The organism is Streptomyces sp. LARHCF249, from assembly GCF_052871255.1.
In genome coordinates this window covers 739,181-752,710 of the sequence record NZ_JBIXJQ010000002.1, presented here as the reverse complement: position 1 = coordinate 752,710, position 13,530 = coordinate 739,181, and the positions used below count along the sequence as shown (strand labels likewise).

The following is a 13,530-nucleotide window of genomic DNA, read 5'->3' as shown; positions in this document are numbered from 1 at the left end:
CCTGGCGGGGGCTACGACAGGTGGGCCTGGACTTCGGCCGCGGCCTCGTCGCCGTACGCCTTCGTGAAGCGCTCCATGAAGTGGGCCCGGGCCAGGGTGTACTCCTGCGTGCCCAGGGTCTCGATCACGAGGGTGGCGAGCATGCAGCCGACCTGCGCGGCGCGCTCCAGGCCGACGCCCCAGGTCAGCCCGGTCAGGAAGCCGGCGCGGAACGCGTCGCCGACACCCGTCGGGTCGACCTTCGCGTTCTCCTCCGGGCAGCCGATCACGAGGGGGGCCTCGCCGACCCGCTCGATCCGGACGCCGTTCGAGCCCAGCGTGGTCACCCGCGTGCCGACCTTCGCCAGGATCTCCGCGTCCGACCAGCCCGACTTGGACTCGATGAGGCCCTTCTCGTACTCGTTCGAGAAGAGGTACGTCGCGCCCTCCATCAGGGTGCGGATGTTCTCGCCGTCCATCCGGGCGATCTGCTGCGAGAAGTCGGCGGCGAAGGGGATCCCCCGCGTCCGGCACTCCTCCGTGTGGCGCAGCATCGCCTCGGGGTCGTCCGCGCCGATCAGGACCAGGTCCAGGCCGCCCACCCGGTCGGCGACGGCCTTCAGCTCGATCAGGCGGGCCTCGCTCATCGCGCCCGTGTAGAAGGAGCCGATCTGGTTGTGGTCGGCGTCCGTGGTGCACACGAAGCGCGCGGTGTGCAGCACCTCGGAGATCCGGACGGACTCGGTGTCGACGCCGTGCCGGTCGAGCCAGGCGCGGTACTCGTCGAAGTCGTAGCCGGCGGCGCCGACGAGGATCGGGCGGGTGCCGAGCTGACCCATGCCGAAGCAGATGTTCGGGCCGACACCGCCCCGCCGGACGTCGAGGTTGTCGACGAGGAAGGAGAGGGAGACCGTGTGCAGCTGGTCCGCGACCAGCTGGTCGGCGAAACGGCCGGGGAAGGTCATGAGGTGGTCGGTGGCGATGGAGCCGGTGACTGCGATGCGCACGGCGTGGACGCTCCTGCGGAGGAAGGCGAGGGGGACAGTCAAAACTACCCGGTCAACGGCCCGGAGCCGAACGGCCGAAACTACCCCGTAGTAGGTCTTTCTTCCCGTACGGCGCGGTGCCTACGGTGCCTGCATGACGTATACCGACGACTTCGGCTACTCCGAGTACACCGCCGACAGGCGCGGCGCGGAAGGCTCGCGGCAGCCGGGTTTCGCCCGGTTGCTGGGAGACTGCGCCCGGATGGCCCCGCACTGGGCGGTTCCCGCGGGTCCCCGGCCGGTCCGCGTGGCACCCTCGCAGATCCACGGGATCAGCGTCCCGCCGGCCTCGGCGCGGCTGATCGCCTCCACCGCGGCGTACGGGGACCAGTAGGACGGGAACCGGTTGCGCCTGCGTTCCGTCCCACCCGCATCAGGCAGGACGGGACAGGTAGAGGAGCGATGCGGTGACCAGCGAACAACCCGGCACACCACGCGGTACACGACGGCGGCCGTCCTGGGCCGTCGGCTCGATCGCGGCTGCCGTCCTGCTGACGGGCGGCGGTACCGCGTACTGGGCGTCCACCGCCCACGGCGACGGTGCGGGCCCCCGTACGGAGGGGAGCGCGGCCTCCGCGCCCCGTGACGCGGGCGACCCGTCGGGCCCGGGCATCGCGCCCGGGGAGCCCGACCCGTCCGGCGAGGGCGTGGTCTACCGGGCCGACGTCACGCTGCCGGAGGCGCCGGCCTCCGCGCCCTCCTTCAGCGCGACCGGTGAGGTCACCTCGGCGCAGGCGGCCCGCCTCGCCGCGGCCCTGGGCGTGCCGGGCACACCGCGGCTGAACGGGGACGTCTGGCTGGCCGGGGAGGCCGCCGACGGGTCCGGGCCCCGGCTCACGGTGGCCCGTACGGCCCCGGGGACATGGAACTTCAGCCGCTTCCAGGCGGGGACCGGAAACGGGACGGGCAACGGGGCCGGCGACGACTGCGTCCGCGGCAAGGACACCTGCGGCCCCGCCACCCTGCCGCGGGACGCGGGGAACGCGAGCTCCGGCAAGCCGGTGTCCGAGGAGGCCGCCAAGGCGGCGGCCCGCCCGGTGCTGGCCGCCGTCGGCCAGGACGAGGCGAAGCTGGACGCCCGGCTGACGCACGGCTCCGTACGGGTGGTGACCGCGGACCCGGTGGTCGGCGGGCTGCCCACGCAGGGCTGGTCCACCACCGTGAGCGTGGGGGACGACGGCTCGGTGGTGGCGGGCAGCGGCGAGCTGACGGCCCCCGTACGGGCGGCCGATCAGAAGGTGGTCGGGGCCGTGGAGGCGCTGGCCCGGCTGAACGCGCGCTCGGGCGGTTCGGGCGGCACCGGTACCGGGCCCAGCGGCTGCGCGACCTCGGTCCCGCTGGATCCGGACCATCCGGTGGGAGCCACGGACACGCCGCCGTGCAACCCGGAGCCGCGCCCGATGAAGCCGCCGCGCACGGAGACGGTCAAGGGCGCCGTGCTGGGCCTGGTGTCCGGGACGGTGGACGGGGCCCGGGGTCTGGTTCCGGCCTGGCTGTTCGAGGTGGCGGGCAAGGGCGACGCCCCCGGCCGCACGGTGGCCGAGCCGGCCGCCGCCGCGCAGGACGCCGGCACGCCGGTCCCCGGCCCGAAGGACGGTCGTACCGTGCCCGGATTCTCGTACGCGCAGGCCGACCGGAAGCTGACCGTGAACTTCTGGGGCAGCGTCTGCAGCAGCTACTCCGCGTCGGCCCGGGAGTCCGCCGACGCGGTCCTGGTGAAGATCACGGACACGCCGAACCAGCCGGGTCAGGCCTGCATCATGCTCGCGCAGGAGATGTCCGTCACGGTGACGCTCGAGAAGCCGCTGGGCGACCGGAAGGTGGTCGACGCGACCACGGGCAAGCCGCTCCCCCGGCAGTAGGCGCACGACGAGGGCCCGCCTCCGGTCGCGTGTGCGACGGGGGCGGGCCCTCGGGCGTGCGTACGGTCCAGGCTTAGCTGAACGAGTCGCCGCAGGCGCAGGAGCCCGTGGCGTTCGGGTTGTCGATCGTGAAGCCCTGCTTCTCGATGGTGTCGACGAAGTCGATGGACGCACCGTGCAGGTACGGGGAGCTCATCCGGTCGGTGACGACCTTCACGCCGTCGAAGTCCTTCACGACGTCGCCGTCGAGGGAGCGCTCGTCGAAGAAGAGCTGGTAGCGCAGGCCGGAGCAGCCGCCGGGCTGGACGGCGACGCGGAGCGCCAGGTCATCGCGGCCTTCCTGCTCCAGCAGGGTCCTGACCTTCTCGGCGGCGGCGTCGGACAGGAGGATGCCGTCGCTCACAGTGGTCTTGTCGTCCTGTACGGACATCTGCATTCACTCCCGAAGTGGGCGGCTCCCCGCCGGAGGCAGGGAAACGTCGGACTCTTGCCGTCGGTGGCAACGAGCGGGACCGCGGATTCATTCCGGGACCCGACGCTTGTTTCAGATATTCATGCTCGCACACCACGGGTCGGGCGCCCCCTGCGGATCGACGGCATCGACGGGGTGATGCGTCACATTGACACTATCGGCATCGTCAAACTGACGTGAAGCGGTTATGATAGATAGCGTCAAGTAGACGAGAAGTCGAACCGGCGCCAGAAGAAGTCCCTTGTCAGTACCTCGTCAGTACCTCGTCGCAGAACAGAAAGGGTGCGTGTCGTGACCACCGCCCAGCCTTTGGACGTCCAGCCGACGCCCCTCGCCCTGCTGCTGCTCGGCCGCGAAGCCGACCCCAAGAGCGAGCGCGGGGTGGAATGCCCCGGCGACCTGCCCTCGCCGTCGGACCCGGACCTCGTGGCGCGCGCCCGCGCGGCCAAGGAGAAGCTCGGGGACAAGGTCTTCATCCTCGGCCACCACTACCAGCGTGACGAGGTCATCGAGTTCGCCGACGTCACCGGTGACTCCTTCAAGCTGGCCAAGGACGCGGCCGCCAAGCCGGAGGCCGAGTACATCGTCTTCTGCGGCGTGCACTTCATGGCCGAGTCCGCGGACATCCTGACCTCGGACGACCAGAAGGTGGTCCTGCCGGACCTGGCCGCGGGCTGCTCGATGGCCGACATGGCCACCGCCGAGCAGGTCGCGGAGTGCTGGGACGTGCTGACCGAGGCCGGCATAGCCGGTGCGACGGTCCCCGTCTCGTACATGAACTCCTCCGCCGACATCAAGGCCTTCACCGGCAAGCACGGCGGCACGATCTGCACCTCGTCCAACGCGAAGAAGGCCCTGGAGTGGGCGTTCGAGCAGGGCGAGAAGGTCCTCTTCCTCCCGGACCAGCACCTGGGCCGCAACACCGCCGTCCGCGACATGGGCATGTCCCTGGACGACTGCGTCCTGTACAACCCGCACAAGCCGAACGGCGGCCTGACCGCCGAGCAGCTGCGGGGCGCCAAGATGATCCTGTGGCGCGGGCACTGCTCGGTGCACGGCCGGTTCTCGGTCGACTCGGTCAACGACGTGCGCGCCCGCATCCCCGGTGTGAACGTCCTGGTCCACCCCGAGTGCAAGCACGAGGTCGTGGCGGCCGCGGACTACGTCGGCTCGACGGAGTACATCATCAAGGCGCTGGAGGCGGCCCCGGCCGGTTCCAAGTGGGCGATCGGCACCGAGCTGAACCTGGTCCGCCGCCTGGCGAACCGATTCGCCGCAGAGGACAAGGAGGTCGTCTTCCTCGACAAGACGGTCTGCTTCTGCTCGACGATGAACCGCATCGACCTCCCCCACCTGGTGTGGACCCTGGAGTCCCTGGCCGAGGGCAACCTCGTCAACCAGATCCAGGTCGACAAGGAGACCGAGAGCTTCGCGAAGCTGGCCCTGGAGCGCATGCTCGCGCTGCCGTAGCCGCCGCACCGATCAGCGAAAGGGGCACCCCGAGGGGTGCCCCTTTCGTTTAACCTCCCCCCTACGAAGGGGGAGTTGATCGCCATGACGCGCTACATCGAGGTACTGGCCGACGCGGGTCCGGACGCCGACGCGCAGGCTCAGGAGGAAGCCCGCGCCGAGCTGGTGGCCGCGCTGGACGAACTGGGCGTGGACGAGGTCCGCGTACGGGAGCTGCCCGCGCCGCCGGGGTCCAAGTCCGGTGGCCTGACGACCGCCGAGATCCTGGTGGCCGTGGGACCGCCGCTGTTCGCGGCCGTGGTCGCGGCGTTCGAGTCCTGGGTGCAGTGGGCGGGCTCCCGGCAGGTGCGCGTGCGCATCGGGGAGGACGAGTTCGAGGCCGCGCGGCTGACCGACGCGGAGCGGCAGCGGCTCCTCGACCACTTCATCAGCCGGACCACGAGGGCGGAGGAGCCACCCGGTGGCGGTGCGTGAGGCGCTGGTCGTCGCCACCTCGTCGTACGAGGACACCCGGCTCAACCAGCTGAGCTCCCCGGGCCTGGACGCGATGAAGCTGTCCGAAGTGCTCAGCGACCCCGGCATCGGCGGCTACGCGGTCCGGCCCGTCATCGACCAGCCGGCGCATGTCGTACGGCGCGAGATCGAGCGCTTCTTCGTCCGCCGCAAGCCGGACGACCAGCTGCTGCTGTACCTGTCCTGCCACGGCATCAAGGACTCGAAGCTCCAGCTGTACTTCGCCGCCGCGGACACCGACCGGGACCTCCTGGAGTCCACCTCCGTCCCGGCGGCCTTCGTCAACGGCCGGCTGACCGGGTGCAACTCGCGCAAGATCCTGGTGCTGCTCGACTGCTGCTACAGCGGGGCGTTCAGGCCGGGCGGCGCGAAGTCCGCGGACACGTCCGTGCACCTGCTGGAGGAGTTCGAGGACACCGGCGTCGCGGTGATCACGGCCACGGACGCCCTCCAGCAGGCCTGGGAGGGCGACGGCCCCGTCACCGAGACGGGGGAGGGGAAGCTGTCCGTCTTCACCGCGGCGGCGCTGGAGGGCCTGCGGTCGGGCCGGGCGGACCGGGACGGCGACGGCTGGGTCTCCGTGGAGGACCTGTACGGCCACGTCCGCGAGGAGATGCTGGCCCGCGACGCCCGCCAGAGCCCCCTGCGCTGGATCCTGGGCGGCCAGGGCACGCTGAAGGTGGCCCGCCGGGCCGCCACCGGCTCGGCGCCGCAGCCCCTCCCCCAGCCGCTGCCGGCCCTCGCCAGCCCGGCCGTCGAGATCCTCGCCGGCATCTCGGCCGCGGCCGCGCCGCTGCGCCGGACCCTGGGGCCCGTCCCGCGCCGCGTCCTGCTCCCGGGTCCGGACGGGACCCCGTACACCAGCACGGACACCCGGGAGATCGTCGCGGCGCTGCCGGCCGGGTCCGGCCACGCGGCGCTGGGTGTCGGCCTCGTCCGCGATCTCGTGGCCGACCAGTACGGGCGGGCCGGGGACGGCACCGCGACCGCGGTCGTGCTCCTCGAAGCACTGGTCCGTGCACTCCAGCCGCCGCTGGCGCGGGGCTCCCACCCCACCGTGCTGGGGAGAACCGTCTCAGCGGTCCTCGAAGCGGCCCGGAACCTCCTTTTCGAGTGGTCACCCTCCGGAGTGACCGTCAGCGAGGCGGACCTGCGCCGTGCCGTCGCCCCGGCGCAGGCGCACCCCTCCCTCGCCTGGAACGTGGTCAGGGCCGTACACGGCGCGGGGCTCGGCGCCTTCGTCATGGTGGAACCGTCCGCCGGCTCCACCACCCCCTCCACCCACCGCGTATCCGGGGCCTGCGTCCTGGGCGGCCATCGGTCGCCGCACCTCCCCGCCGACGAAGCGACGGGATGGACGGTACTGCGCAACGCCGACGTGCTGCTCTTCGAACACCCGCTCTCCCCGGAAGACGTCGCCCGGTGGCCCGCCGCAAAGCCGGAAGTCGTCGGCGTGTGGCCCGCCACGAAGAGCGTGGGCGCCCTGATCGTCGTGGCCCCGCGTTTCGCGGAGGAGACCCTCGCCGCTCTCGCGGCACGCTTCCGGGACGCTCCGTACATGGCCGTCCCCCTCCCCGGTCTGAACCCCGTGTGGCTGCGGGCCCAGTGCGAGATCGTGTCGCGCTTCACCGGTGCCCGCCGCCTGAGCGGGGCCGAGACCTCGGGGTACGGCGCCAAGCACCTCGGCACCGCCCGGCTCGTGGTCGCCACGGCGCACAGGACGGCCCTGGTCGGCGGCGGCGGGAACACCGAGGACCATGCCGCGTACCTCGAGCACCTCCGCACCGAGAACAGCGGGGAGGACCGGGCATTCCTCGAAGGGCAGCTGCTGGCCGGGAAAGTCGCCGAGATCTTCGTCGGCGGGGCGGACGAAGCGGCGCTCCAGCAGCACATCGCGGAGGTACGGCAGGCCGTGCGGTGTGGGCAGGCCACCCTGGTCCGCGGCGCGCTGCCGGGCGAGGCCGCCGCTCTGGCGGTGCTGGCGCAGCGGCTCGACGCGCAGGACGAGGTCACCGCAGCGCTGCTGCGGGCGTTCGCCCAGCCGCTGCGGGCCCTGGCCGAGAACCACGGAGAGCAGGATCCGGGCGGGCTGGTCGAGCGGATCGGTACGGCGTGGCCCGCGCTCACGTACGAAGCCGTACGCGGCCTGGTCGCCCCGTCCGAGGACGCCTGGGTCTGGACTCCCGCCACGCAGACCTGGGTGATGCTGCACGCCGTCGAGGCGGCCGTGGCCGCCTACTTGTCGCTTGTCTGAGAAGGGGCGCCCCGCGATTGCGGGACGCCCCTTCCGCTACGGCACGGTCATGGTCAGACCGTTGCCGGGGACTCCTCGTCCGAGGGCTGCGCCGGGTTCGGGACCACCGTCAGGCGGGCCGTCTTCTTCGCCCGGCGGCGTTCCTTGCGGAGCTCGACCATCGTGTAGAGGGTCGGCACCAGGAGCAGGGTCAGCAGGGTCGAGCTGACCAGGCCGCCGATCACCACGACCGCGAGCGGCTGCGAGATGAAGCCGCCCTCGCCGGTGACGCCGAGCGCCATCGGAAGCAGCGCGAAGATCGTCGCCAGGGCCGTCATCAGGATGGGGCGGAGCCGGTGGCGGCCGCCTTCGACGACGGCTTCCACGACGCCCAGGCCCTGGGCGCGGTACTGGTTGACCAGGTCGATCAGGACGATCGCGTTGGTCACCACGATGCCGATGAGCATCAGCATGCCGATCATCGCCGGGACGCCCATCGGGGTGCCGGTGACGATCAGCAGGCCGAGCGCGCCGGTCGCCGCGAACGGGATGGAGACCAGCAGGATCAGCGGCTGGATCAGCGACCGGAAGGTCGCGACCAGCAGCATGAACACGATCGCGATGGCCGCGAACATGGCCAGGCCCAGCGAGGCGAAGGCCTCGTCCTGGTCCTCCGAGACGCCGCCGATGGAGGCCGTGGCGCCCTCCGGCAGGTCCAGGTCCTTGAGCTTGGTCTGGAGCTCGGCGCTGACCGCGCCCGTGTTGTCGCCCAGCGGCTTCGCCGTGACGGTGGCGGCGCGGGCGCCGTCGATCCGGGTCATCGCGACGGGGCCGGGGACCACCTTGACCTCGGCGATGTCGCCGAGCTTGAGCGGGCCGACCGGCAGGGCCTGCAGTTCGGCCAGGGTGGTGGCGGGCTGGGCGGACTTGATGACGATGTCGCGCTCGGTGTTGTCCAGGACGGCCTTGCCCGCCGGGTTGCCCCGTACGGCCTGGGCGACGATCGCGCCGAGCGCGGCCTGGTTCAGGCCCGCGTCCGCGGCCTTGGGGGTGGCGGTGACCGAGATCCGCGGCACGGACTGCGACAGGTCGCTCTGTACGTCGGTGACGTTCCCCAGCTTTGCCACTTCCGCGCGGACCTGCTCGGCGGCCTTGGCGAGGACCTCGCCGTCTCCGGCCTTGACGACGACGCTCAGGTTCTGGCTGCCGAAGCCGTCGCCCGCCGCGATCCGGGTCTCGCCGATGCCGTCGAGGGCGGCCAGCCTGCCCTCGATCTGCTTCTTGACGGCCTCCGCCGTGCCGGAGTCCTTCACGGTGACCTGGTACGAGGCCTGGTTGGAGCCCGTACCGCCACCGAAGGCGGCGAGGAAGCCGGAGGAGCCGACGGTGACCTGGTAGCTCTTGACGCCCTCGACCGAGGCCAGCGCCTGCTCGATCTTGCGGCTCGCCTCGTCGGAGGCGGCCAGCGAGGTGCCGGGGGCCAGCTCCTGCTTGACCGTCAGGACGTCCTGCTCCCCCTGGTCGAAGAAGTTGGTCTTCAGCAGCGGGGTCATCCCGAAGGTGCCGATGAGGATGACGACCGCGATGGCCACGCTGGTCAGGCGGCGCCGGGTGGCGAAGCCCAGGACCCGTACGTAGATCCGCTGGAGCTTGCTGCGCGCCTCCTTCTCCTCGGCGTCGCGACGGGCCTTCGCGGGGTCCTCGGCAGCGCCCTTCGGCGCGCTGAGGAACCAGTACGAGAGCACCGGCACGACCGTCAGCGACACGAGCAGCGAGGCCAGCAGGGCGGCGGTGACGGTGAGCGAGAAGGAGCCGAAGAGCTCGCCGATCATGCCGCCGACCAGGCCGATCGGCAGGAAGACGGCGACGGTGGTCAGCGTGGAGGAGGTGACCGCGCCGGCGACCTCCTTGACCGCGGTGATGATGGCGGCCTCGCGCTCCTCGCCGTAGCCGAGGTGGCGCTTGATGTTCTCCAGCACCACGATCGAGTCGTCGACGACGCGGCCGATGGCGATGGTGAGCGCGCCCAGCGTCAGCATGTTGAGCGACAGGTCGCGGGTCCAGAGCACGACGAGCGCGAGGACCACGGACAGCGGGATGGAGACCGCGGTGACCAGGGTCGAGCGCAGCGAGGCCAGGAAGACCAGGATCACGATCACCGCGAAGAGCAGGCCGAGCAGGCCCTCGGTGGTGAGGCTGGAGATGGACTTGGCGACGGCCGGGCCCTGGTCGCTCACGACGGTCAGGTCGGCGCCGGAGCCGAGCGTGGAACGCAGCTCGGGCAGCTTGTCCTTGACCGCGTCGGAGATGGCGACGGCGCTGCCGTCCTTGTCCATGGTCAGGACGAGGGCGAGGCTGGGCTTGCTTTTGGTGCGGGTGATCGAGACGGCCTTGGCCGCCTCCTGCTTCACGGTGGCGACGTCGCCGAGGCGGACGGCCGGCTTGCCGGGGCCGGGGCTCAGGCGCAGGTCCTCGACCTGGGCGAGGGAGGTGTAGCCGGCGCCCACGCGGACGGTCCGGTTCTTGCCCTCCTCGTCGAAGGAGCCGGCGGGTACGGTCGCGCCGCCCGCCTGGAGGCCTTGGGCGAGGGCGGCGCCGTCGAGGCCGGCGGCCGCGAGCTTGGCGTTGTCGGGGGTGACGGCGACCTGGAGGTCCTGGACGCCGTCCACGGTGACCTGGCCGACGCCCTCGATGTCCGACAGGACGGGGACGACGGAACGTTCCAGCTGGTCGGCGAGGGCCTGCTGGTCCTTGTCGGAGGTGACGGCGAGGATGACGGTCGGGATGTCGTCGGTGGAACCGGCCACCACCTGCGGATCCACCTCGGCGGGCAGCCGGACGCGGGCCCGGTTGACGGCCTGCTGGACGTCCGCGACGAGCTGCTTGGTGCCGCTGTCGCCGTAGTCGAAGGTGGCCATGACGAGGGCGTTGCCCTCGCTGGCGGTGGAGGTGATGCCGGTGATGCCGTCAACGCCCTTGAGCATGGCTTCGATCGGCTCGACGACCTGCTTCTCCACCACGTCGGGCGAGGCGCCCTGGTACGGCGCGAGCACGGACACCATCGGCAGTTCGATGGAGGGCAGCAGCTGCTGCTTGAGCTGCGGGATGGCTATGGCGCCGAAGAGGAGCGCGACGATCGACACGAGGCCGATCAACGCCCTTTGGGCAAGGCTGAAGCGGGACAGCCAGGACATGGATAGGGATCTCTCTGCTGTGACGTCGGCGAAGGGCACTCCAGCCTTTCGCACGCCGCGGCGCCGTTGCGTCGCTCGCAGGTCCCGTCCTTATGTGCGGCATACCGCGTCCGGAGTACGCCGCACTACTCCATCCGCTCCCGCCGCTACTCGGCCCGGGGCCGGACCAGTCCCGATTCGTAGGCAATGACCACCAATTGGGCCCTGTCGCGGGCACCGAGCTTGGCCATGGCCCGGTTCACGTGGGTCTTGACGGTGAGCGGGCTGACCTCGAGCCGTCCGGCGATCCCGTCGTTGGACAGTCCCGCGGCGACGTGGACGAGGACCTCGCGCTCCCGGACGGTCAGCGCGGCGAGCCGCTCCGCGTGCGATCCGGCGACGGCCGCGGCGGCGGCCGGGTCGGCGCCGCCGCCCTGGGCGAGGAAGGTGGCGATGAGCCCCTTGGTGGCGGCCGGCGAGAGCAGCGCCTCGCCGGCGTGGGCGACACGGATGGCGTTGAGGAGGTCCTCGGGCTCGGCGCCCTTGCCGAGGAAGCCGGAGGCGCCGGCCCGCAGGGCGGCGGCCACGTACTCGTCGACCTCGAAGGTCGTCAGCATGACCACGCGCACGGCGGCCAGTTCCGGGTCGCCGCTGATCATGCGGGTGGCGGCGAGCCCGTCGGTCCCGGGCATCCGGATGTCCATGAGCACGACGTCGGCAAGGGTCCGGCGGGCCATCGCGTAGGCCTGCGCCCCGTCGGAGGCCTCCCCGACGACCTCCATGTCCGGCTCGGAGTCGACGAGCACCTTGAACGCACTGCGCAGCAGCGCCTGGTCGTCGGCGAGCAGCACCCTGATCGGGCGTACGGGGATGGCGTCGGCAGGCTCGGTCATACGCCCCACAGTAGGCGCGTGAGCCCCGGTGGACCGTGCCGGGCCTGCCCTTGCGAAGATCGCGTCCGCGGGGGCCGCACGGGCCGCCAGACGGGGGAAGTCGACGATGGCCGCACGGATCAGCTGCTTCACCGATGACACCGCGCGAGCGCGTGTCCTGGCCGCCTATGACCGCGCCATGGCGTACTGGCCCGATCCGCGCGAGGAGCAGGACGTCGCGACCCGTTTCGGAAGGACCCGGGTCCACACCTACGGTGCGGGTGACCGGACACCGGTGGTGCTCCTGCACGGGCAGAGCGCGACGCCCGTCGAATGGGCCCCGCATGTCGTCGCGTTGGCCCGGCAGGGCCGCCGCGTGCTGGCCGTCGACCGCGTGGGCGAGCCCGGATACAGCACGCAGAGCCGTCGGATCGGCGGCGCCGACGACACGGCGGCCTGGCTGGAGGAGACGCTCACCGGGCTGGGCCTGCAGCGCGTCCACCTGATCGGGCACTCGTACGGCGGCTACGTCGCGCTCCGGCACGCCGCACGCAGGCCGGAGCGCATGGTGTCCGTCACGGTGTACGAACCGCCCCGTGCCCTGGCCCCGCTCAAGGCGGGCTTCCTGCTCGGCTCCGTCGCCGCCTTGCTGAGCGGCTCCGAGAGCCTCCAGCACCGCTGGTTCACCGGCCTCATCGGTGAGACGGGCGCACCCCCGGAGGAGGCCGAGGCGGGGGTGCGGCTGTCGCTGGAGGCGATGCGCGGCTTCAGGATCCGGCTGCCGCAGCCACAGCGCATGAGCGATGAGGAGTTGCGCTCGGTCGCCGTGCCCACGCTCGTGCTGCTCGGCGGCGCCGACCGCGTCATGGACTCCCGCCGCGCCGAGGCCCGTGCGCGTCGCCTGATCCCGGACGTACGGACCGAGGTCATACCCGGCGCCGCACACGGCATCCCCGTGCAGGCCTTCAACGCCCGGGTTCCCGAGTTCCTCCACGACGCGGAGCAATCGCGCACCAGTGGCTGACCGGCCCGGCGTCGGGGCGGCCGGGCACCCCCCGGCCGTCAGCCCCCGGCCGTCAGCCCAGGGCGAGGACGATCAGGGCGGTGGTCGCGGAGACCTCGGCCAGGGCTCCGAAGACGTCGCCGGTGACGCCGTCGAACCGGCGGACGCAGCGGCGCAGGAGCAGTTCCGCGACGAGGAGCGCGGCCAGGACCGCCACGGCGGCGCGGCCGGCGGCCGGGAGGCCCAGGGGGAGGGCGGCGGCCGCGGCGAGCGCGACGACCGCGGCGGTGACGGCGGTGGCCGCGGCGCGCGGCACCACCCCGGCGACGGCCGCGCCGAGGCCCTCCGGGCGGGCGGCCGGGACCCCCTCGCGGGAGGCGAGGGTCATGGCCAGGCGAGCGGTGACGGCGGCGGTCACCGCGGCCAGGGCGCCGCGGATCCAGCTGTCGGCGTAGGCGTCGGCCACGGCGGCCACCTGCACCAGCAGGGCGAGCACCAGGGTCACGACGCCGAAGGGGCCGATGTCGGACTGCTTCATGATCCGCAGGGCCTGGTCGGCGGGTTTGGCGCTGCCCAGGCCGTCCGCCGTGTCGGCGAGTCCGTCCAGGTGCAGGCCCCGGGTGAGCGCCGCCGGGACGGCGACGGTGACGGCCGCGGCGAGCAGCGGGCCCCCGCCGAGCACCAGCAGGAGCGCCCCGGGCACGGCGGCGCACAGGCCGACGACCAGCCCGGCGAGCGGGGCGCAGGCCATGCCGGTGCGGGCGGCGGGGCGGTCCCAGCGGGTGATGCGGGCGGGCAGCACGGTCAGCGTGCCGAACGCGAAGCGGACGCCGTCGGCGAACGAGGCGCGGTCCGCCGGCGGGGCGGGGGGCGGATCTTCGAACGAATCTGTCATCGGCGCGAACGC

General features: G+C 72.3%; 11 protein-coding genes. 6 read left to right on the top strand and 5 right to left on the bottom strand.

Annotation, left to right across the window (positions count from 1 at the left end):
* Positions 1-11: 11 nt before the first annotated feature.
* Entirely contained in the window at positions 12-986 is a 975-nt protein-coding gene (locus ACIPUC_RS08250; RefSeq protein ID WP_446587549.1) for a carbohydrate kinase family protein, read from the bottom strand.
* 133 nt (positions 987-1,119) lie between these two features.
* Between ACIPUC_RS08250 and ACIPUC_RS08245 the strand changes: the two genes are divergently transcribed.
* Both ACIPUC_RS08245 and ACIPUC_RS08240 read left to right on the top strand, forming a co-directional pair.
* A complete protein-coding gene (locus tag ACIPUC_RS08245; RefSeq protein ID WP_446587547.1) occupies positions 1,120-1,359 on the top strand; it encodes a hypothetical protein in 240 nt (79 codons plus the stop codon).
* Between the two features lie 73 nt (positions 1,360-1,432).
* Positions 1,433-2,887, top strand: a complete 1,455-nt coding sequence (locus tag ACIPUC_RS08240) for a hypothetical protein (protein ID WP_446587545.1) — start codon at positions 1,433-1,435, stop codon at positions 2,885-2,887.
* 73 nt (positions 2,888-2,960) lie between these two features.
* Here ACIPUC_RS08240 and erpA read toward each other — a convergent pair whose 3' ends face one another.
* Complete coding sequence (gene erpA / locus ACIPUC_RS08235; protein WP_030010511.1) at positions 2,961-3,317, bottom strand: iron-sulfur cluster insertion protein ErpA; 357 nt, start codon at positions 3,315-3,317, stop codon at positions 2,961-2,963.
* A gap of 324 nt (positions 3,318-3,641) precedes the next feature.
* On the opposite strand from erpA, the gene nadA reads away from it, so the two are divergent.
* The 3 genes from nadA (at position 3,642) to ACIPUC_RS08220 (ending at position 7,596) form a co-directional block, all read left to right on the top strand.
* Complete coding sequence (gene nadA / locus ACIPUC_RS08230) at positions 3,642-4,829, top strand: quinolinate synthase NadA (RefSeq protein ID WP_446587542.1); 1,188 nt, start codon at positions 3,642-3,644, stop codon at positions 4,827-4,829.
* 84 nt (positions 4,830-4,913) lie between these two features.
* On the top strand, positions 4,914-5,303 hold the full coding sequence (locus ACIPUC_RS08225; RefSeq protein WP_446587540.1) for a hypothetical protein: 390 nt from the start codon (positions 4,914-4,916) through the stop codon (positions 5,301-5,303).
* Positions 5,290-7,596, top strand: coding sequence for a caspase, EACC1-associated type (locus ACIPUC_RS08220; protein ID WP_446587539.1), 2,307 nt, complete (start codon positions 5,290-5,292; stop codon positions 7,594-7,596). The genes ACIPUC_RS08225 and ACIPUC_RS08220 overlap by 14 nt, the downstream gene beginning before the upstream one ends.
* Positions 7,597-7,649: 53 nt before the next feature.
* On the opposite strand, the gene ACIPUC_RS08215 is transcribed toward ACIPUC_RS08220, so the two are convergent.
* The gene (locus ACIPUC_RS08215) at positions 7,650-10,769 is read right to left on the bottom strand and encodes an efflux RND transporter permease subunit (protein WP_446587537.1); all 3,120 of its coding nucleotides are present in this window, start codon (positions 10,767-10,769) and stop codon (positions 7,650-7,652) included.
* Between the two features lie 146 nt (positions 10,770-10,915).
* On the bottom strand, positions 10,916-11,641 hold the full coding sequence (locus ACIPUC_RS08210; protein WP_446587535.1) for a response regulator: 726 nt from the start codon (positions 11,639-11,641) through the stop codon (positions 10,916-10,918).
* Positions 11,642-11,747: 106 nt separating this feature from the next.
* On the opposite strand from ACIPUC_RS08210, the gene ACIPUC_RS08205 reads away from it, so the two are divergent.
* Positions 11,748-12,644: an alpha/beta fold hydrolase gene (locus ACIPUC_RS08205; RefSeq protein ID WP_446587533.1), complete on the top strand. Its 897-nt coding sequence runs from the start codon at positions 11,748-11,750 to the stop codon at positions 12,642-12,644.
* A 52-nt stretch (positions 12,645-12,696) separates the two neighbouring features.
* Here the strand turns inward: ACIPUC_RS08205 and ACIPUC_RS08200 are convergent, their stop codons facing one another.
* Positions 12,697-13,518, bottom strand: coding sequence for an adenosylcobinamide-GDP ribazoletransferase (locus tag ACIPUC_RS08200; protein ID WP_446587531.1), 822 nt, complete (start codon positions 13,516-13,518; stop codon positions 12,697-12,699).
* Positions 13,519-13,530: the final 12 nt, after the last annotated feature.

What these genes read in the sequence shown, in the direction of transcription:
- ACIPUC_RS08215 (WP_446587537.1), bottom strand. Translation starts at nt 10,769, where the DNA reads ATGTCCTGGCTGTCCCGCTTCAGCCTTGCCCAAAGGGCGTTGATCGGC.
- ACIPUC_RS08210 (WP_446587535.1), bottom strand. Translation starts at nt 11,641, where the DNA reads ATGACCGAGCCTGCCGACGCCATCCCCGTACGCCCGATCAGGGTGCTG.
- erpA (WP_030010511.1), bottom strand. Translation starts at nt 3,317, where the DNA reads ATGTCCGTACAGGACGACAAGACCACTGTGAGCGACGGCATCCTCCTG.
- ACIPUC_RS08225 (WP_446587540.1), top strand. Translation starts at nt 4,914, where the DNA reads ATGACGCGCTACATCGAGGTACTGGCCGACGCGGGTCCGGACGCCGAC.
- ACIPUC_RS08200 (WP_446587531.1), bottom strand. Translation starts at nt 13,518, where the DNA reads ATGACAGATTCGTTCGAAGATCCGCCCCCCGCCCCGCCGGCGGACCGC.
- ACIPUC_RS08245 (WP_446587547.1), top strand. Translation starts at nt 1,120, where the DNA reads ATGACGTATACCGACGACTTCGGCTACTCCGAGTACACCGCCGACAGG.
- ACIPUC_RS08205 (WP_446587533.1), top strand. Translation starts at nt 11,748, where the DNA reads ATGGCCGCACGGATCAGCTGCTTCACCGATGACACCGCGCGAGCGCGT.